Annotated in this window: 15 protein-coding genes and 4 tRNA genes; 1 reads left to right on the plus strand and 18 read right to left on the minus strand. The window is 59.9% G+C overall.

Features of this window, described 5'->3' with window-relative positions; all coding sequences use genetic code 11:
• Positions 1-309 precede the first annotated feature (309 nt).
• A complete protein-coding gene (locus MEB48_RS27620; protein WP_237886909.1) occupies positions 310-777 on the minus strand; it encodes an anti-virulence regulator CigR family protein in 468 nt (155 codons plus the stop codon).
• 303 nt (positions 778-1,080) lie between these two features.
• A tRNA-Val gene (locus tag MEB48_RS27625) sits at positions 1,081-1,157 on the minus strand.
• A gap of 183 nt (positions 1,158-1,340) precedes the next feature.
• On the opposite strand from MEB48_RS27625, the gene MEB48_RS27630 reads away from it, so the two are divergent.
• Entirely contained in the window at positions 1,341-2,624 is a 1,284-nt protein-coding gene (locus MEB48_RS27630) for an NAD(P)/FAD-dependent oxidoreductase (protein WP_237886910.1), read from the plus strand.
• 138 nt (positions 2,625-2,762) lie between these two features.
• On the opposite strand, the gene MEB48_RS27635 is transcribed toward MEB48_RS27630, so the two are convergent.
• The 16 genes from MEB48_RS27635 to MEB48_RS27710 form a co-directional block, all read right to left on the minus strand.
• Positions 2,763-5,186, minus strand: coding sequence for a TonB-dependent receptor (locus tag MEB48_RS27635; protein WP_237886911.1), 2,424 nt, complete (start codon positions 5,184-5,186; stop codon positions 2,763-2,765).
• 67 nt (positions 5,187-5,253) lie between these two features.
• The gene (locus MEB48_RS27640) at positions 5,254-6,198 is read right to left on the minus strand and encodes a FecR domain-containing protein (RefSeq protein WP_237886912.1); all 945 of its coding nucleotides are present in this window, start codon (positions 6,196-6,198) and stop codon (positions 5,254-5,256) included.
• Entirely contained in the window at positions 6,195-6,704 is a 510-nt protein-coding gene (locus tag MEB48_RS27645) for a sigma-70 family RNA polymerase sigma factor (protein ID WP_007905929.1), read from the minus strand. Before MEB48_RS27645 ends, MEB48_RS27640 begins: the two co-directional genes overlap by 4 nt.
• Before the next feature lie 260 nt (positions 6,705-6,964).
• Positions 6,965-7,041, minus strand: a tRNA-Asp gene (locus MEB48_RS27650).
• A gap of 92 nt (positions 7,042-7,133) precedes the next feature.
• Positions 7,134-7,210: transfer RNA gene (locus MEB48_RS27655), tRNA-Asp, on the minus strand.
• A gap of 55 nt (positions 7,211-7,265) precedes the next feature.
• Positions 7,266-7,341: transfer RNA gene (locus tag MEB48_RS27660), tRNA-Val, on the minus strand.
• A 273-nt stretch (positions 7,342-7,614) separates the two neighbouring features.
• Positions 7,615-8,391 carry an SDR family oxidoreductase gene (locus MEB48_RS27665; protein ID WP_237886913.1) on the minus strand — a complete coding sequence of 259 codons (777 nt, stop codon included), beginning with the start codon at positions 8,389-8,391 and terminating at the stop codon, positions 7,615-7,617.
• Entirely contained in the window at positions 8,388-9,599 is a 1,212-nt protein-coding gene (locus MEB48_RS27670) for an O-succinylhomoserine sulfhydrylase (RefSeq protein WP_237886914.1), read from the minus strand. The genes MEB48_RS27665 and MEB48_RS27670 overlap by 4 nt, the downstream gene beginning before the upstream one ends.
• Positions 9,600-9,774: 175 nt before the next feature.
• Positions 9,775-11,280: an amidophosphoribosyltransferase gene (purF, locus tag MEB48_RS27675; protein WP_007935163.1), complete on the minus strand. Its 1,506-nt coding sequence runs from the start codon at positions 11,278-11,280 to the stop codon at positions 9,775-9,777.
• Positions 11,281-11,321: 41 nt separating this feature from the next.
• Complete coding sequence (locus MEB48_RS27680) at positions 11,322-11,882, minus strand: CvpA family protein (protein ID WP_237886915.1); 561 nt, start codon at positions 11,880-11,882, stop codon at positions 11,322-11,324.
• A 98-nt stretch (positions 11,883-11,980) separates the two neighbouring features.
• A complete protein-coding gene (locus MEB48_RS27685; protein WP_237886916.1) occupies positions 11,981-12,646 on the minus strand; it encodes an SPOR domain-containing protein in 666 nt (221 codons plus the stop codon).
• Entirely contained in the window at positions 12,630-13,937 is a 1,308-nt protein-coding gene (gene folC, locus MEB48_RS27690; protein WP_237886917.1) for a bifunctional tetrahydrofolate synthase/dihydrofolate synthase, read from the minus strand. The genes MEB48_RS27685 and folC overlap by 17 nt, the downstream gene beginning before the upstream one ends.
• Positions 13,934-14,854, minus strand: a complete 921-nt coding sequence (gene accD / locus MEB48_RS27695; protein ID WP_237886918.1) for an acetyl-CoA carboxylase, carboxyltransferase subunit beta — start codon at positions 14,852-14,854, stop codon at positions 13,934-13,936. Before accD ends, folC begins: the two co-directional genes overlap by 4 nt.
• A gap of 190 nt (positions 14,855-15,044) precedes the next feature.
• Positions 15,045-15,671, minus strand: a complete 627-nt coding sequence (locus MEB48_RS27700) for a phosphoribosylanthranilate isomerase (RefSeq protein WP_237886919.1) — start codon at positions 15,669-15,671, stop codon at positions 15,045-15,047.
• 63 nt (positions 15,672-15,734) lie between these two features.
• A complete protein-coding gene (gene truA / locus MEB48_RS27705; protein WP_237886929.1) occupies positions 15,735-16,559 on the minus strand; it encodes a tRNA pseudouridine(38-40) synthase TruA in 825 nt (274 codons plus the stop codon).
• A 238-nt stretch (positions 16,560-16,797) separates the two neighbouring features.
• On the minus strand, positions 16,798-19,419 hold the full coding sequence (locus MEB48_RS27710; protein WP_237886920.1) for a FimV/HubP family polar landmark protein: 2,622 nt from the start codon (positions 19,417-19,419) through the stop codon (positions 16,798-16,800).
• Positions 19,420-19,612 lie beyond the last annotated feature (193 nt).

Below are 19,612 nucleotides of genomic sequence, written 5' to 3' on the forward strand. Positions count from 1 at the left end.
CCACCACCACCACCACCATCCTTCGCGTAGGCGGAGCTCATGATGGACAGGTCAGCGGGCAATAATGGGGCGGCTGCAAGCATCATCACGCAAGACATGACAGCTGCAAAACTCTTGTTTTTTAATAACATGGTGGACTTCCGTGAGGTTGTTGTTGCACGGAGTAATTGACCGACTCGACCTCAAACAGTTCAAAGACCGACGACCAACGGGCAGGCAATGTGCAATTATCGAACAATGCACATTGCTTCCCGTGATTTTGCCGGTCGTTATGCTACGAAGGCGCGATTAAAATTTTTGGCTTTCATATCAATCGAACGCGTCATTGAGAACTTCGTAGATGATTCCGGTAGCGATCGCCACCAATATCAAGTCTGTACCAGCCTGCCGCCACTCGTAGCCATCGTAGTGTGGAAGCCTGCCGAGCAATCGCCCATCGAGTTTTTTGGCAATCCCCGGCGGTAGCGGTTTTCCGCGGGCGAGATTTTTTTGAATGCCAGGGGGCAAGGCGGGCCCGGGGCTCCAGTAGTCGCGATAACCGCCCACGATTCCAAGGACACTCCCGTGGTTGATGCTCGGGCCGTGACTCCAATCGTCACCCCCCGAACCTTTCCCTTTGTTTCCATGGCTGGGGTTCCCATGGTCCTGGATGTTTTGTGGATTTCCCTTGCCGCTTCCCTGGCCCTTCCCGTTTCCCGGGTCGGCCAATGCAGTCATTGAACCGGACGCCAACGCAAGACACGTCATAGCGGCAATCAACGAGCGAGATCTAAACATATCCGTTCTCTCAGAAAGGGGATGTCCCCTGCAATGTAGACGGTTATGGCTGTGTTAGTTCAGAAAGTGTGCTCACTGGAGTTGGCGACAAGGCCGGATGGGAACATCGAACGAATGGAGAGCAGAGCGGGTTTCGAACAGGAATGCATTAAGGCGTTGATGGGGTATGACGAAAAGACGATCGAGTATTGGCAGGTAGGCGCCGAATTGGCATTTTGCAAAAGTTTTTCAAATCGCACACGACAAAAAAGGGCCCACCTTTCGGTGAGCCCTTCTAGACCGCCCAGCAGAGCGGATTTTGTTTGGTAGGCGCGATTGGACTCGAACCAACGACCCCCACCATGTCAAGGTGGTGCTCTAACCAACTGAGCTACGTGCCTGCTGTGAGGCGGCATTCTACGGAATTCCGGAGGGGTGTCAACACCTTTTTTTCACCTAACCCTATGAATATGCAAAATATTTAATTTCACGACCGCAAAGAAGATTTTCCGCTGGCTGGCGGTCGATTTTTAACTCGGGTAGGATCGATGCACTCGTAAAATATATTAAACAGAGGCTGCAGGATGGCGAACACTCCCTACCCGGAATCCTATTACGCCGCGTCGGCCAATGCGGCGCCGCCGCGCCCGGCCTTGCAGGATGATGTAGAGACTGATGTCTGTGTAATCGGCGCCGGTTACACCGGTCTGTCCTCTGCCCTGTTTCTGCTGGAGAACGGTTTTCGGGTAACGGTCCTGGAAGCGGCCAAAGTGGGTTTTGGCGCATCGGGGCGCAACGGTGGCCAGATCGTTAACAGCTATAGCCGTGATATCGATGTGATCGAGCGCAGTGTCGGCCCCAAGCAAGCTCAGCTGCTGGGGCAAATGGCGTTCGAGGGTGGACGGATCATTCGGGAGCGGGTGGCCAAATACAACATCCAGTGCGACCTGAAGGACGGCGGTGTGTTCGCCGCCATTACCACCAGGCAAATGGGCCATCTGGAATCCCAGAAGCGCCTCTGGGAGCGTTTCGGTCACACGCAACTTGAGCTATTAGATCAGCGGCGCATCCGTGAAGTGGTGGCTTGCGATCAATATGTCGGCGGCATGCTTGACATGAGCGGCGGGCATATTCATCCGCTCAACCTTGTCTTGGGCGAGGCAGCCGCCGTGGAGTCGCTGGGCGGTACTATTTACGAGCAGTCGCCAGCGGTGCGTATCGAGCGCGGAGCCAATCCGGTGGTGCATACGCCTCAGGGCAAGATCAGGGCCAAATTCATTATCGTCGCCGGCAACGCTTATATCGGCAATCTGGTGCCGGAGCTGGCGGCCAAGTCGATGCCCTGCGGGACTCAAGTGATCGCCACCGAGCCCTTGGGCGATGAATTGGCCAAGCGCCTGTTGCCTCAGGACTACTGCGTCGAAGACTGTAACTACCTGCTCGACTACTACCGCCTGAGCGCTGACAAACGCCTGATCTTCGGCGGCGGTGTAGTGTATGGCGCGCGGGATCCGGCGAACATCGAGGCGATCATTCGACCGAAGATGCTCAAGGCCTTCCCGCAGCTCAAGGACGTGAAAATCGATTACGCCTGGACCGGTAATTTCCTGCTGACACTATCGCGACTTCCCCAGGTCGGGCGACTCGGCGACAACATCTATTATTCACAGGGTTGCAGTGGCCATGGCGTGACGTATACACACCTGGCAGGCAAAGTGCTGGCCGAAGCCTTGCGCGGCCAGGCCGAGCGCTTCGACGCTTTTGCCGACCTGCCCCACTACCCGTTCCCCGGCGGGCAATTGCTGCGTACGCCGTTCGCGGCGTTGGGTGCCTGGTATTACGGATTGCGGGACAAGTTCGGATACTGACCGATAGAAATAAAAAGGGACCGCTGAATGCGGGACCGGTAGGAGCCAGGCTTGCCGACGAAGGCGTCCTTGGGTGCGCCTTCGCCGGCAAGCCTGGCTCCTACGGATTATTACGCTGGACATGGCCCCTTCGCTGACTCAGAAATCGACCGTCGCCGAAAGGAGGTAGGTGCGCGGGGTCGCGAGCGTCAAGCCAGGCTCGCTGTCATCCGAGGCCCCGGCCGAACTCCAGTAGCGTTTGTCCGCCACGTTCTCGACATTGGCACGCAGGGTAATGTTCTTTTCGTCGATCTTGAACGCGTAGCGTGCACCCACGTCGAAACGCTCCCAGGAGTCGATTTCCTTGTTGTTGGATTGGTCCAGATACTGCGAGCTGGAATAGAGGCCGCGGCTGGTCAGGGTCAGGCCGTGTATGGTCGGCACATCCCACTCGGCGCCCAGGTTGACGTTGTATTTCGGCGTGGCAGGCGCCCGGTTGCCGTCGTAGGTGCCATTGGTGGTGTCGGTCAACTCGCTGTCGATGTACATGACACCGCCGAGCAGACGAAAACCTTTGAGCGGCTCACCGAACACACTCAGTTCTACACCGTCGTTTTGACGCTTGCCGTTAGGGCCGAAAACCCGGGTCGTGGCGTTGGTTTCATAGGCCGGCTGCTTGATCCGGAACACCGCGGCGGTCATGGCGAACGCACCCGCGTCATATTTGGCGCCGACCTCGACCTGCCGACTGATGAACGGCGGGAATATCTCGTCCTCGTTCACAGAGGTCGACGGCGCGATCTTGCCTTGGCTCAGGCCCTCCATGTAGTTGGCATACAGCGACAGCTTATCGGTCGCCTTGAACAGGATGCCGCCCGACGGCGAAACCTTTTCCTCATCGTAAGCCGTGGCGCCTTTGACATCATCCGCCCAGTCATCGACCTTCACGCGCTGCCAGCGGGCGCCGAGGGTCAATAGCAGCCGGTCATCGAAGAAACCCAAGGTGTCGGACAACGCCACGCCACTGAAGCGGTTCTCGGTGTAGACCTTCGAATCGAGTCGAGTGGGGTTGCCCGGGGCTGGTGTTTCCACGGGGTCATAGAGATTACTGCGGGCCGCGGCATAACGGGCGCCACCATTTTCGAAATCCATGTAGAAATAGCTGGCGGCCAGGTTGACCTCATGGCTCACCGGGCCGGTATGAAACCAGTTGCGCACCCCTGCCGTGGCCGTCCGGACATTTTCGTCACGAGTGAAGTCACGCGGCTGAACACTGAAATCACCAGCGTCGTTGGTGACCGCCACGGCATGCCGGAGGAAGTCATGATTGCTTTTACGCGCGCCTACACCGCCGTACAGCATGACGGAATCGCTGACATCGAATTCGCCGTTCACCATCCCGAAAGTGTCGTTGGTACTCGCCTTGCTCCAGGACTGCGCATAGTTGTCGCGAACATCGTTCGCATTCGGCACCTTCGCATTGGCGCCGACCTGCACGCGCTCCTGCGGGGCATCGGTATCACGCTCGGTGCGTCCGATGTCCGTCGAGAGTCGCAGGCGTTCGCCGCGAAAATCCAGGCCCAGCACGGCCATCTCGCGATCGACGCTCTGGTGATCCCAGTCGGTGTCGCCGGACTGCTTCACGCCGTTGAAGCGAATACCGAATTTGTTGTCTTCACCAAAGCGCCGGCCGACATCCACCGCACCGCCGACCTGGTTGTCGGAAGCGTAGCTACCGGTAAACGAAGTGATGGGCTTGTCGGTCGCCCGCTTGGGCACCACGTTGATCCCGCCACCCACACTGCCCCGCGGCGAGATGCCGTTGATGAGCTGGCTCGGGCCTTTGATGATATCGACGCGGTCCGCCATCTCCATATCGATCGTGTAAGTCGGCAGGACGCCGTAGAGACCGTTGTAGGCGACATCACTGTTGAACAGGCTGAACCCGCGAATGGTGAACTGCTCATAGCGCCCACCCGCCGGGTTGGTGGCGCGTACCGAGGGATCACTGGCGATCAGGTCGCCCAAGGTACGAGCCTGCAGGTTTTTGACCGCCTCGCCGGTGTAGGTGGTCATGCTGAACGGCGTTTCCATAAAGTCTTGCGAGCCCAGCAAGCCTTGCGAACCGCGGCGCGCGACCTGGCCGCCGGCATACACCTCGCCGCCTGCTCCGCCCGTGGCACCGAGAATCGAGGTGGGAGCCAATTGCAAGCTGCTGCCTTCTGGCACCGGGGTCAGGATATACGCCTGCTCGCCCACCGGTTGCAGTTGCAGACCGGAACCCTGCAACAACCGGGCAAAGCCCTCCTCGACCGCGTATTCACCGGAAAGACCAGGACTGGTGCGACCTCCCACCAGTGCCGGGTCGACCGAAAGATTGACGCCAGACAGACCGGCAAACCGGGTCAGCGCATCGCTCAGGCTGCCGGCAGGCACCTGATAATTGCGCCGGGCACTGTCTTCGGCCCAACTGGCGGCGATGAACAATGGACTGGCACTCAGGCCCAACAACAGGCTCAAGTGCAACAACGGACGCAGGCGGGAAGAAGCCGGGCGCGGACAGCTAGGTATTACTGCGGGCATTGATAGAGCTCTCTTGATTCGTTCACATGCCTTGAATGACAAGCGAGTCGAAAAAAGGGGACAGGCTTCACACACTATTTTTGCGCGGCAGCAACGTAACCCAATATCGCGTACGCGAATGCACCTCCAGCGGCAGACTGGCCGCGAGCAACGCGAGGACGCGATCGGTATCGTCCAGACGGAAACTGCCGGTGACACGCAACGCTTCAAGCTCCGGCTCCCAACGCAGCACACCCGGCCGATAAGTGCTGAGTTCGCGCAGAAAATCCCCCAGCGGCTGGTTTTTCGCCATCAGCACGCCCTCTCGCCAACCCGGCGCAAGCACATCGAATGGGCTGATCGGCCCGACACCAGCCGTCTGAAGATTGACTTGTTGACCACTGCGCAAAGCCAACACCGGCCCCTGTAAGGGCTGCAATTGCACGGTGCCGTTGTACACCGACACGCGGCAACCGCGCGCCCCCTGACGAACACAGACTTCGCTTTGGCTGACGATGATCTGTCCAAACTTCGTTTGGATCATCAGCGGCGACGCGCCCGACACATTCAGCGACAGCTCACCCTCAATCAACTTCAAGCGCCGACTCTGCAAATCCACATCGACGGCACTGGCGGTGTTGAGTTGCAAGGAGCTGCCATCAGCGAGCTGCACCTGTTTGCGCTCCCCGGTGGCCGTATGCAGATCGGCTCGCCAGACATCCAGGGGCAATTGTCGGCTGATCAGCCAAGCCGCCGGCACCAACGCCACCGCACCCAATGCACGTTTGAGCACCACGCGCCGACCCGGCTCGGGGCGATCCAGGCTTTTGAGCGCCAACGCTGAAGGCAGACTGGCAAACCGCTGACGCAAGGCTTGAGCCTTCTGCCAGGCCTGCTCGTGACTGAGGCAACTGTCGCGCCAAAGCTGTAGATTCGCATGATCCTGCTCACTGGCACTTCCAGACTCCAGCAAGGCGAGCCACTGCGCAGCAGCTCGCACTACCTGACGGGCATCAGGCACTGGACCGTTCACAGCTCCACCAGCAGGCAATGCTCATAGGCTTGCGCCATGTAGCGTTTGATCGTGCGCTCCGATACCCGCAGGCGCTCGGCGATTTGCTGATAGTTCAAACCTTCCAGCTGACTCCAGAGAAACGCCCTGCGCACTGCCGCCGGCAATCCATCGAGCAGCTCATCCAGGGCTTGCAGGGTTTCGAGCAACAACCAGCGCTGCTCGGGCGACGGCACACAGTCTTCCGGCAGCGCCGCCAGTGCCGTCAGATAAGCCTGCTCGAGACTTCGACGCTTATAGAAATTACTCAGCAGGCGTTTGCCCACGGTCAGCAGATAGGCACGAGGCTCTTGCAGATCGGCAATTCGTTGAGAGCTGGCGAGTAAACGCAGGAACGTATCCTGACTGAGATCCGCCGCATCACAGCCATTGCCCATGCGTCTTCTCAACCAGCCTTCCAGCCAGCCACGGTGATCGCGGTACAGATCGTGGAAGGTTTGCTCCTTCGGCATCGCTGCATCACTCATCTCAAGAAGCCCTGTGTGCCAAGGAGTTATCGTAAATGAGAGTGATTCTAATTAATGTCGGCACTGAGGGCCAAGCCCTTTGTGCAATGCGGCGCAGAAAGGTCTGGCGGGAGGAGATGAGAGAGGAAAATGCCAAATCGCAGACACAAAAAACCCCGGTCTTTCGACCAGGGTCTTTGCTATCGATTCGAAACAGACACTGGCGTTACCAGCGGCTTGCTTCGTAGCTTCAAGGCGTTCAGTGGGCCTTGAAGCAGATATGGCGCAGCGGACGGGACTCGAACCCGCGACCCCCGGCGTGACAGGCCGGTATTCTAACCGACTGAACTACCGCTGCGTATCGCTTTGGACTTTCGTCCAAGTAACTCGTCTGATTGAAAACTCAGAAGCTTTTCAATCTCGAATCAGATAAATCTGACTCGGAAAATATGGCGCAGCGGACGGGACTCGAACCCGCGACCCCCGGCGTGACAGGCCGGTATTCTAACCGACTGAACTACCGCTGCGCGTCGGTGGAGGCTTTTAGAAGCTTCCATCTTGCTTTCGCAAGACTCTCGGAAGTGGTGGGTGATGACGGGATCGAACCGCCGACATTCTGCTTGTAAGGCAGACGCTCTCCCAGCTGAGCTAATCACCCGTTTGCATCTCCGAGGCCGCGAAATTTACGCAGGTACCGAAGCTAAGTCAATACCCCGCTTGAAGTTTTTCTGAAAAAGACAGAATTGTGTCTTAACAGTCAGACCGCTTTCGCGAGCAAGCCCGCTCCCACACTGGATCTGCGGCGGACCACAGGTTTGTGATCGACATAAATTCAGTGTGGGAGCGGCGGTGCGGCGATCCGACTTGCTCGCGAAGACGGCGGCACATTCAACATCAATGCTGGCTATCCCCATCGCAGCCACGCTTGGATTTACTCGCTGTAAATCATCTTCTTGGTCATGCCACCGTCCACCACGAACTCCTGGCCGGTGACGAACCCGGCGTTCTTCGACAGTAACCACGCCACCATCGCCGCCACGTCCTCGACCGTCCCCACCCTGCCCGCCGGGTGCTGGGCATGATCGGCATCGGTCAGCGGTTCGGCACGGCGCACGGAAGGGTCGCGGGCATCGATCCAGCCGGGGCTGACCGCATTGACCCGGATCTCCGGGCCAAGGCTGATAGCCAGGGCGTGAGTCAGGGCCAGCAAACCGCCCTTGCTCGCCGCATACGCCTCGGTGTCGGGTTCCGACTGCCCGGCGCGGGTTGAGGCCAGATTGACGATGGCGCCGTTGTGAGCGCGCAGGTACGGCGCACAGTGCTTGGCCAACAGCATCGGTCCGCCGAGATTCACCGCCAGCACCCGGTTCCAGTAGGCCAGATCGAGGCTTTCCAGGGTGATGTTATGCGGATCGGCCACCGCCGCATTGCACACCAGCGCATCCAGACGCCCAAACTGTCCCAGCACCTCGGCCACGCCCAGTGCCACTTGCGCTTCACTCGCGACGTCCATGGCGATAAACCAGGCGTTGTCGCCCAGCACCTTCGCCACTTTCGAACCGCGCTCCCGATCCAGATCGGTCAGCACCACCTGCCAACCTTCGCTGATCAGCCAGGCCGCAATCCCCAGACCGATGCCGCGCGCAGCACCGGTGACCAGCGCGACGCGGCCATGGGTGCCCGTGGCCGGCGTCGACAACTCAATCACAAGGCCGCCAACCCGCGCATCAGATCGGCCTGCAGGTCTGCCACGTCTTCCAGACCGACCGCAATGCGGATCAGGCTGTCACGAATGCCCGCCGCTTCACGCTCTTGCGGCGCCAGACGGCCGTGAGAGGTGGTGCTCGGATGCGTGATGGTGGTTTTGCTGTCGCCCAGGTTGGCCGTGATAGAGATCAGGCGCGTCGCATCGATAAAGCGCCAGGCGCCCTCTTTGCCGCCCTTGACCTCGAAACTCACGACCGCACCGAAGCCCTTCTGCTGACGCTGGGCCAGTTCGTGCTGCGGATGGCTCTTGAGGCCGGCGTAATGGACTTTCTCGATACCGTCCTGCTGCTCCAGCCATTCGGCCAGTTGCTGGGCATTAGCGCAGTGCGCCTTCATGCGCAGGCTCAGCGTTTCCAGACCCTTGAGGAAGATCCAGGCGTTGAACGGGCTCAGGGTCGGCCCGGCGGTACGCAGGAAACCGACGACTTCTTTCATCTGCTCGCTACGACCGGCCACAACGCCACCCATGCAACGGCCTTGGCCGTCGATGAACTTGGTCGCCGAGTGCACGACGATGTCCGCGCCCAGCTTCAGCGGCTGCTGTAACGCAGGGGTGCAGAAGCAGTTGTCGACCACCAGCATCGCGCCTTTGGCGTGAGCAATTTCCGACAGTGCCTTGATGTCTACCAGCTCGGCCAGCGGGTTGGAGGGCGACTCGACGAACAATAACTTGGTGTTGGCCTTGATTGCCGCATCCCAGCCGGACAAGTCCGTCAGGGGCACGTAATCAACTTCAATGCCGAAGCGCTTGAAGTACTTTTCGAACAGGCTGATGGTCGAGCCGAACACGCTACGCGAGACCAGAACATGATCCCCGGCGCTGCACAGGCTCATCACCACCGCCATGATCGCGGCCATGCCGGTCGCGGTGGCCACGGCTTGTTCGGCGCTTTCCAGCGCGGCAATACGCTCTTCGAACGCGCGCACGGTCGGGTTGGTGTAGCGCGAGTAAACGTTGCCCGGCACTTCGCCAGCAAAGCGCGCGGCCGCGTCGGCGGCGGTACGGAATACGTAGCTGGAAGTGAAGAACATCGGATCACCGTGTTCGCCTTCCGGCGTGCGGTGCTGACCGGCGCGTACGGCCAGGGTATCGAACGCTACGCCTTCGAGGTCGCTGTCCAGCCGACCGGCATCCCAATCCTGACTCATGCTGTCACTCCTTGCCTTTGCTCGGTAATAGATACGAAACCGGCCTGGAGGGAACACCCATTACTGTAGGAGCGAGGCTTGCCCGCGAAGGGGTCGTCACATTCAACATCAATGTTGCCTGTGATACCGCCTTCGCGGGCAAGCCTCGCTCCTACAGATACAGGCCGGCAGGAACTCAGTTGTTGTACAGATCAATGATCGCACTGACTGCCTGGGTCTTGACCTTGGAGGCATCGTTACGTGCCTGCTCGATCTTGTTCAGGTAAGCCTCGTCGACGTCGCCGGTGACGTACTGGCCGTCGAACACCGCGCAATCGAACTTGTCGATCTTGATCTTGCCGCCACCGACCGCTTCGATCAAGTCAGGCAGATCCTGATAGATCAACCAGTCGGCACCAATCAGATCGGCCACGTCCTGGGTCGAACGGTTGTGGGCGATCAACTCGTGAGCGCTCGGCATATCGATGCCGTAAACGTTCGGGTAACGCACGGCCGGTGCTGCGGAGCAGAAATAGACGTTTTTGGCGCCAGCTTCGCGAGCCATCTGGATGATCTGCTTGCAGGTGGTGCCGCGAACAATGGAATCGTCCACCAACATCACGTTCTTGCCGCGGAATTCCAGTTCGATGGCGTTGAGCTTCTGGCGTACGGACTTCTTCCGTGCAGCCTGCCCCGGCATGATGAAGGTCCGGCCGATGTAGCGGTTCTTCACGAAGCCTTCGCGGAACTTGACGCCCAAGTGGTTCGCCAGCTCCAGGGCCGCGGTGCGGCTGGTGTCCGGAATCGGGATGACCACGTCGATGTCGTGATCCGGACGCTCGCGCAGGATCTTCTCGGCAAGCTTCTCGCCCATGCGCAGGCGGGCCTTGTAGACCGAGACGCCGTCGATGATCGAGTCCGGACGCGCCAGGTAGACGTGTTCGAAAATGCACGGAGTCAGCGACGGGTTGGTCGCGCACTGACGAGTGTGCAGCTTGCCGTCTTCAGTGATGTAGACCGCTTCACCCGGCGCCAGGTCGCGAATCAGGGTGAAACCGAGTACGTCCAGCGAAACGCTTTCGGAGGCGATCATGTACTCGACGCCTTCATCGGTGTGACGCTGACCGAAAACGATCGGACGGATGCCGTGCGGATCGCGGAAACCGACGATGCCGTAACCGGTCACCATCGCCACGACCGCGTAACCACCAACGCAACGGTTGTGCACGTCGGTGACGGCAGCGAACACGTCTTCTTCGGTCGGCTGCAACTTGCCGCGCTGGGCCAGCTCGTGCGCGAACACATTGAGCAGCACTTCCGAATCGGAATTGGTGTTGACGTGGCGCAAGTCAGATTCGTAAATCTCCTTGGCCAGTTGTTCAACGTTGGTCAGGTTACCGTTATGCGCCAAGGTGATGCCATACGGCGAGTTGACGTAAAACGGTTGAGCTTCGGCCGAGGTCGAACTGCCCGCGGTCGGATAACGCACATGGCCAATGCCCATGTGACCGACCAGACGCTGCATGTGACGCTGATGGAACACGTCACGTACCAGGCCATTGTCCTTGCGCAGGAATAACCGGCCATCATGGCTGGTCACGATACCGGCAGCGTCCTGGCCGCGGTGCTGGAGGACGGTTAGCGCGTCATACAGCGCCTGATTGACGTTCGACTTACCGACGATACCGACGATGCCACACATGCGACGCAACCCCTACTTAATGGATCTGAACTGAACACAACTCACTGAGGCGTTTTGGCCGTCGGCAAGAGGTGCTCCTTGAACGGTATATCAGCGGGTACGCTGATTCCGCTGGCAAGCCACTGACTACTCCAACCCAGGATCAGGTTTTTGGACCAGTCTGCAACCAATAGAAATTTTGGCACGAGTTGTGACGCTTGCCACCACCCGTCCTGCTGTACCGGCCCCAGGCTCAACAGCCCGACCGCCACAACCACCAGCAACACGCCACGCGCTGCGCCGAAGGCCATGCCGAGGAATCGATCGGTCCCGGATAGCCCGGTGACGCGAACCAACTCGCCGATAAGATAATTGATCATTGCGCCTACGATTAAAGTGGCGACAAACATGATGGCACAGCCCGCGATCACGCGAGCCGACGGCGTTTCGATGTATCCGCCGAGGTACTCGGACAATGAGCCACCGAACATCCAGGCAACGCCTCCTGCGATGATCCAGGTCAGCAGCGAGAGTGCTTCCTTGACGAAGCCGCGGCTAAGACTGATCAAAGCGGAGATGGCGACGATTGCAACGATCGCCCAGTCAACCCAGGTAAATGGCACAGTGCAGCCTACAGACAGATAAGGCGGCGCATTTTAGCAGAGCCACAGGCTGTCGGTAAGCTGAGATTGTCAGTGCTTTTCAAATCGGGGCGATAGTTTTAACCGCGCTCAGGCTGAAAACGCACGACAAAACCTTTGAGATTCTGTTGACGGCTCAACAAGTCACGCAGACGATCGGCTTCCGCACGCTCGATCAGCGGCCCGACGAACACCCGATTTTTGCCATCGGCGGTGCGGATATAAGCGTTATAGCCTTGGCTGCGCAGGTTTTTTTGCAGGCTTTCAGCGCTTTCACGGCTCGACAGGCTAGCCAGTTGCACTGACCAGCTGACCGACAGGCCATTGGCATCGACGCGACTTGGGGTCGTACTCGGCTTGGTTGGTGCGACAGCAATTGGCTGGGCAGGTGCCGGCACAGGCTTGACGACTGGCGCCGGAGGTGTGACCGGTTTGGCAGCCGGCGGCGCTGGTGGCACTGCCACAGGAACACTTGGCGCAATCGGTGTCGACGGCGCTTGCTGCTCGGCAATTTCGTCATCGCTTGGCACAGGCTCCTGCGGTAATGCCTGCGGCTCAGGCACCACCACCGGCTCGACCTGCACTTGCGGCACAGCTGGCGCTTGCGGTGCAGCCGGTGCGTCGACTCTCACCTGGCGCTGTTCGTCCTGACGGGAAAACAGCATCGGCAGGAAAATGACCGCCAGCGCCACCAGCACCAGGGCACCGACCATGCGCTGTTTGTACGCCTTATCCAGCAAAGCCATTTGCCGCTTCCTCCGTGGAGTGCCGGGCCAGCCATTCAAGGGCCTCGGCGACACAATAAAATGATCCGAACAACAGAATTTCATCGTCGCTCGTCGCCTGCGCGCACTGCCCTTCCAGGGCGGCGGCCACGCTGCCATAAGACGTTACCGAGGCGCCAAGGTTCTGCAACGCCGCGTGCAACTGCTCAACGGGCCGCGCCCGCGGCGAATCCAGTGGGGCGACAGCCCAATGCTGGACACTAGCATTCAATTCACCGACAACACCATCCAGATCCTTGTCCGCCAACAACCCGAACACCGCCAGACGATTGCCGGCCGGCGGTCGACTGGCCAGACGACGGGCCAGGTATTCTGCCGCATGGGGATTGTGCCCCACGTCCAGCAGCAGATTCAGACGCTTGCCCTGCCAGTCGAACTGACGGCGATCGAGACGACCGACTACGCGTGTCGCTTTCAGGGCTTCAATAATCTGTGCATCTATCCAAGGCAAACCGAGCAGCAGGTAAGCCTGCAATGCCAGCGCGGCGTTTTCCATTGGCAGATCGAGCAATGGCAGATCATGCAACTCGACTACACGCCCCTGGGCATCAAGGCCGCGCCATTGCCAGTTGTGATCGGTGATACCCAAATCGAAATCGCGCCCACGCAGGAAAAACGGGCAATTGAGCTCGCGCGCCTTATCCAGCAGAGGTTGAGGGGGATTCAGATCGCCACAGAGCGCAGGCGCGCCTTGGCGGAAAATACCGGCCTTTTCAAAGGCCACGGATTCGCGGGTGTCGCCCAGGTAATCGGCATGATCGACACCGATGCTGGTCACCAGCGCGATATCGGCATCGACCACGTTGACGGTATCCAGACGCCCGCCCAGCCCCACTTCCAGCACCACCGCATCAAGCCCTGCCTGTTGAAACAGCCAGAACGCCGCCAGGGTGCCCATTTCGAAGTACGTCAGGGAAGTGTCGCCACGACCGGCCTCGACCGCCGCGAAGGCTTCGCACAGCTCGGCGTCAGTGGCTTCGACACCATTGACCTGCACCCGCTCGTTGTAACGCAGCAGGTGCGGAGAATTGTAGACACCGACGCTCAGGCCCTGCGCCCGCAGCAACGAAGCCACGAACGCGCAAGTAGAACCCTTGCCGTTGGTGCCGGTGACCGTGATCACCCGAGGCGCCGGCTTGCCCAGTCCCATGCGGGACGCTACCTGTTGCGAACGCTCCAGCCCCATGTCGATGGCCGAAGGATGCAACTGTTCAAGGTAGGCGAGCCACTCGCCAAGGGTGCGTTGGGTCATAGGTTGGCAGGCACCGGCGGAACCACGATCGGCTCGATCGGCGCGGCGACGAATTTTGGCGTCGGCAGGCCCATCATTTGAGCCAGCAGATTACCCAGACGCGGACGCAGTTCCTGACGATGAATGATCATGTCGATCGCGCCGTGTTCCAGCAGGAACTCACTGCGCTGGAAGCCTTCCGGCAATTTTTCGCGAACGGTTTGTTCGATCACGCGCGGACCGGCGAAACCGATCAGGGCTTTCGGCTCACCGACGATCACGTCGCCGAGCATCGCCAGACTGGCGGAAACACCGCCGTAAACCGGGTCGGTCAGTACCGAGATGAACGGAATGCCTTCTTCACGCAGACGCGCCAGCACCGCGGAGGTCTTGGCCATTTGCATCAGGGAGATCAGCGCTTCCTGCATCCGCGCACCACCGGAGGCGGCGAAGCAGATCATCGGGCAACGGTTTTCCAGGGCGTAATTGGCGGCGCGCACAAAGCGCTCACCAACGATTGCGCCCATCGAACCACCCATGAAGGAGAATTCGAAGGCCGATACCACGACCGGCATGCCCAGCAAGGTACCGCTCATGGAGATCAGTGCATCTTTTTCACCGGTCTGCTTTTGCGCAGCGGTCAGGCGATCCTTGTACTTCTTGCCGTCGCGGAATTTCAGACGGTCAACCGGCTCCAGGTCCGCGCCCAGTTCGGTACGGCCGTCGGCGTCGAGGAAGATGTCGATGCGCGCGCGCGCGCCGATACGCATGTGGTGGTTGCACTTGGGGCAAACGTCCAGGGTCTTTTCCAGTTCAGGACGATACAGCACCGCCTCGCAAGACGGGCATTTGTGCCACAGACCTTCAGGCACCGAGCTCTTCTTGACCTCGGAACGCATGATCGAAGGGATCAGTTTGTCTACTAACCAGTTGCTCATGCTTTCTTTCTCCAGTACCGGCGGCCCGAACGCTCTGGTTCGCAGCCCCGCGTATGCCCTTGAGCTAAATTCATGTGTGGCGATGATTGGTGGATGGCCGGGTCAGCGAAACTGACCTTCGTACAACCCAAAAAATCCTCAGCCTCTTTTCTACCAAGCTGTGGACGGCGGCAGTCTGCCAGCCGTCACATCATCGCAGGCTCCCGCGTACTGCTTTAATGAATGCCTGAATCTTTGCGTGATCCTTGATGCCCTTGCTCGCCTCTACTCCGCCACTGACGTCCACTGCGTAAGGCCGAACCCGGGCAATCGCCTCGGCGACGTTGTCCGGCGTCAAGCCGCCAGCCAGGATGATCGGCTTGCTCAGGCCTTGCGGTATCAATGACCAGTCGAAGGCTTCACCGGTTCCGCCGGGAATACCCTCGACATAGGTGTCGAGCAAGATCCCGCTGGCACTGGCGTAGGCATCGCAACCGGCCGCAATGTCATCACCGGCCTTGACCCGCAACGCCTTGATGTACGGCCGGTGCCAGCCCTCACAGTCGGCCGCGGTCTCGTCGCCATGGAACTGCAACAGGTCCAGCGGCACGGCATCGAGAATTTCCCCCAGCTCGCAGCGGCTGGCATTGACGAACAAACCCACGGTGGTCACGAACGGCGGCAAGGCCTTGATGATCGCCCTCGCCTGCTGGAACGTCACGGCCCGCGGGCTTTTGTCGTAGAACACAAATCCGATGGCATCGGCACCGGCCTCGACCGCCGCCAACGCATCCTCTATGCGGGTAATCCCACAAATTTTGCTGCGAACGGCTGACATGTCGATAGAACCTCAGGACAAATCCGGGAAAGTCCCGGATGGTAACAAAAGCGTTCGAGGGCGTCAGCCGTCAAGTTCCGAGAAACCGGTGAGGAAGTGTGGGCCGATGTAACGCTCGGGCAGTTCGAACTCGTCGCGGTACTCGACTTGCACCAGGTACAGGCCGAACGGATGGGCCGTCACCCCGCCGGAACGACGCACACGGCTTTCCAGGACTTCCTTCATCCACTCCACAGGACGCTCGCCGGCACCGATGGTCATCAGCACCCCGGCGATGTTGCGCACCATGTGGTGCAGGAACGCGCTGGCACGGATATCCAGCACGATCATTTTGCCATGGCGCGTGACGCGCAGGTGATGCAGCTCCTTGATCGGCGACTTGGCCTGGCACTGGCCGGCGCGGAATGCGCTGAAGTCGTGGGTGCCGACCAGATACCGAGCGGCCTCGGACATGCGCTCGACGTCCAGTGGCCGGTGATTCCAGGTGATTTCTTCGTTCAGGTGCGCCGGGCGGATCTGATCGTTGTAGATCACATAGCGATAGCGCCGGGCAATGGCCTTGAACCGCGCATGAAAATCCGCCGGCATGACTTTAGCCCAACTGACGCTGACGTCGTGCGGCAAATTGATGTTGGCGCCCATGACCCAGGCCTTCATCGAGCGCTCGACCTGGGTGTCAAAATGCACCACCTGCCCGCAGGCATGCACACCGGCGTCGGTGCGCCCGGCGCAAAGCAGCGACACGGGTGAGTCGGCGACTTTGGACAAGGCCTTTTCGAGGGTTTCCTGCACCGTGGCCACACCGGAGGCCTGACGCTGCCAGCCGCGATAACGCGAACCTTTATATTCGACGCCCAACGCGATCCGGAAAAAGCCGTCGGCCGCCATTTCGGCAGCCGGATTATCTATATTTGCCAAGGGTGACAGCCTGCTGATCTACGCAAAGGCAGGCATTATAAGGCTGCCGGACCGGGACGCCAGTGCAACAGTCGACACGGTATTGAAATGTGACGCAGAGCGTCACGGGATGCATTCCCACGCAGGAGCGTGGGAACGATCTGTCGTCGGCCCAAACAAAAACGGCAACCTCGATGGGCTGCCGTTTTGTTTATGCCTTACCGCTGACTCACGCCAGACGTGACAGCATTTCCTTGGCTTCGCTCTTCTGACCGGCATCACCCTCGGTCACCACCTCGTTGAGGATGTCCCGAGCGCCGTCGTTGTCGCCCATGTCGATGTAGGCCTGGGCCAGATCGAGCTTGGTGGCGACTTCGTCGGTGCCGGAGAGGAAATCGAAGTCCGGCTCATCAGCCGCGGAGGCCAAGGCGTCTTCGGCGGTGAAGCTCGGCTCGCCAAGGCTCTGGGACAGACGATCCAGCTCGGCATTGACGTCGTTGAGTTCGTTTTCGAAGGCGTCAGGCTGATCCGGGGCGGCGTCCATTTCATCGGCCAGTGACAGGTCGAAATCCGCAGGCAACTCCAGGTCGTCGAGCGTCGGCTCGGTCACGGGCGGCGCTTCGGCGACAGGCAAGTCCTTGAGGTTTTCATCCAGACTCAACAGGAAGTCGTCTTCGGCCAGCGTTTCCGGAGAGGCATCGCCACCCAGATCCATGTCCAGATCGAAGACCGACAGATCGTCGAGGTTTTCCTTGATCTCAGTCTGTTGTTGCGAAACAGACTCAAAGCTCAGGTCGTCGTCCAGCGGAAACTCGTCCAGCTCAGCCAGAGGTGCTGGTTCTGGTTCTGGTTCTGGTTCTGGTGCCGACTCTGGCACCGTCGCAACAACTGGCGCGATCGGAGTAGCCGCATCCAGATCGTCCAGGCTCAGATCGAATGCGCTGTCGAAGTCGGACAATGCCGGTTCCGGGGCTTGCGGTTCGTCCAGTAACAGCTCCTTGACGTATTGCGCGTCCAGCTCGGCGGCGATGGCGGCGGCAGCCAGACCGCTGGCCGCCACAACCGCCATGGCCGGGAAGCGGCTTTTCAGCTGTTCGACGCGGGCGAAGTTGTCGCCGTTGGCCACCAGCTGACGCTCCTGAACGACGAACGCATCGCGGTCGCCCTGCTGACCGTAGACTTCCATCAGCTTCAAGCGCAGGTCACTGCGTTGCGGCTCTCGCTTGATAGCGTCTTCCAACAATGCAGCGGCTTGATTCAGACGACCGCTAGCATTGTGCGACTGCGCCTGAGCCAGCACGTCGTCAGAACGCTCGGCGGCAGGCGATACCAGTGGCGCAGCGATCGGCGGCGTCATCACAACCGGAGCAATCACCGGGGCTGGTGCAGACGTTGGTGCGGTCGCAAGTTTCACGCTCGGCGGCGGAACCTCCAAACCTTCGAAGCTGCTTTCCGGCAGATCCTGATCGACGGAGAACTCTTGCTCCTCCTCCAGAGCACGGGCCATGCGCAGATGCTTCTCTGCCGCTTGCTGAGCTTTGCGGCGACGGGCCAGCAACAGCAGCAAGAGCAGCAGCACCACCGCACCGCCACCCACCAGACCCAGCAGGATCGGGTTGGTCAGCAGCTCGTTGAACTTCTGATCGTCGGAGGCGACAGGCGTCGGCTCGCCGGCTTGCGGTGCGGCAGCGTCTGGCGCAGGTGTTGCCGGCGCCGCGTCTGCTGGCGTTGCCGCAGGACTGGCCGCCAGCTCAGCCGACATCGCCGGAGCGCTTGTAGCCGGTGCGTCCGCGCCGCCTTCGGCCTGCAGCCTGGCCAACTGATTGTTCTTCAATTCGATCAGGCGCTGCAGCTTGTCCACCTGACTTTGCAGATCGCTCATGCGGCTTTTCAGCTCATCATTGTCACGACGAGTGGTGTCGAGGCTTTCCTGAGTGACAGCCAGTTTGTTGCTCAATGCTTTCGCATCACCGGCGGCACCTTTGCCACCCTTGCCGGTATCGGCAGAGACCAGGCTCAGTTTGTCTGCGCCAGCTTGCGATGAAGCACCTTCACCGCGAGTGCGCTTGGTGGCGTCGAGTTGCTGCTGGCCGGTTCCAGGTTTCGCCACGTAGCGACGACCCTGACGCCACGCGGTGTTCTGCGCAGCAACCTCAGCGACGGCCTTGGGTTGCGGCAGGTGGGAGCTCTGTACCTGATCAGGCAAACGCAGCACCTGACCGGTTTTCAGTCGGTTGATGTTGCCGTCGATAAAGGCATCCGGGTTCAGCGCCTGGATGGCCAGCATGGTCTGCTGGATCGAACCGCCGTTACGCGCCTTCGCGGCAATTTCCCATAGGGTATCGCGCGGCGTGGTGGTGTATTGCGACGATTTGGTCGCGCCAGTGACTGGCGCGGTTACCGCTTGGGCTGGCGCCGGTTGCGTGGCGGCGTCGGCGGTCTGCGGCGAGAATTTGGACGGATCGAGCAGCACGCTGTAATCGCGCAGCAGACGACCGTTGGGCCACATCACCTGAACCAGAAATTTCACCATCGGTTCGGAGAGCGGTTTGCTGGACGTAACGCGCAGGATGCTTTTACCGCTGGCGTTAAGCACTGGGGTGAAAGTCAGGTCATTCAGAAACGCCTGACGATCGACACCGGCTTTGGCGAAATCATCAGGCGAGGCCAGGCTCGGCACCACTTCGGCAGCCGTGAGGTCCTTGACGTCGAGCAACTCGATTTCCGCCACCAAAGGCTGGTTCAGCGTCGACTTCAGGGTCAGTTCCCCAAGCCCGAGGGCATGCGCCATACCGGAGGACAGCGCCGAGGCGGCCGCTATTGCTAACACCAGTTTGCGAACTTGAACCATAACCTCTTCCTTTGTTTGAACATTCCTCGGCCAGCGAGAAGGTGTTGATTGCCGCTGCCGTAAGGCATTGCGCGCGGCGGCGAAGGGTCGTCGCGCGCGATCATTTCATTCATGCAATGGAAAGCCCTGCGGGGTGGCTCACCTTAAGCATTCCAGCCAAGCATGACGCTCGACGGGAATCATTCGATAAATT

Source organism: Pseudomonas sp. PGPR40 (genome assembly GCF_022014505.1).
GTDB lineage: Bacteria > Pseudomonadota > Gammaproteobacteria > Pseudomonadales > Pseudomonadaceae > Aquipseudomonas.

Excerpts from the sequence above, each read along its gene's own strand:
- MEB48_RS27620 (WP_237886909.1), bottom strand. The coding sequence starts at position 777 with ATGTTTAGATCTCGCTCGTTGATTGCCGCTATGACGTGTCTTGCGTTG.
- MEB48_RS27630 (WP_237886910.1), top strand. The coding sequence starts at position 1,341 with ATGGCGAACACTCCCTACCCGGAATCCTATTACGCCGCGTCGGCCAAT.
- MEB48_RS27635 (WP_237886911.1), bottom strand. The coding sequence starts at position 5,186 with ATGCCCGCAGTAATACCTAGCTGTCCGCGCCCGGCTTCTTCCCGCCTG.
- MEB48_RS27645 (WP_007905929.1), bottom strand. The coding sequence starts at position 6,704 with ATGAGTGATGCAGCGATGCCGAAGGAGCAAACCTTCCACGATCTGTAC.
- MEB48_RS27670 (WP_237886914.1), bottom strand. The coding sequence starts at position 9,599 with ATGAGTCAGGATTGGGATGCCGGTCGGCTGGACAGCGACCTCGAAGGC.
- purF (WP_007935163.1), bottom strand. The coding sequence starts at position 11,280 with ATGTGTGGCATCGTCGGTATCGTCGGTAAGTCGAACGTCAATCAGGCG.
- MEB48_RS27685 (WP_237886916.1), bottom strand. The coding sequence starts at position 12,646 with ATGGCTTTGCTGGATAAGGCGTACAAACAGCGCATGGTCGGTGCCCTG.
- folC (WP_237886917.1), bottom strand. The coding sequence starts at position 13,937 with ATGACCCAACGCACCCTTGGCGAGTGGCTCGCCTACCTTGAACAGTTG.
- accD (WP_237886918.1), bottom strand. The coding sequence starts at position 14,854 with ATGAGCAACTGGTTAGTAGACAAACTGATCCCTTCGATCATGCGTTCC.
- MEB48_RS27700 (WP_237886919.1), bottom strand. The coding sequence starts at position 15,671 with ATGTCAGCCGTTCGCAGCAAAATTTGTGGGATTACCCGCATAGAGGAT.
- truA (WP_237886929.1), bottom strand. The coding sequence starts at position 16,559 with ATGGCGGCCGACGGCTTTTTCCGGATCGCGTTGGGCGTCGAATATAAA.
- MEB48_RS27710 (WP_237886920.1), bottom strand. The coding sequence starts at position 19,419 with ATGGTTCAAGTTCGCAAACTGGTGTTAGCAATAGCGGCCGCCTCGGCG.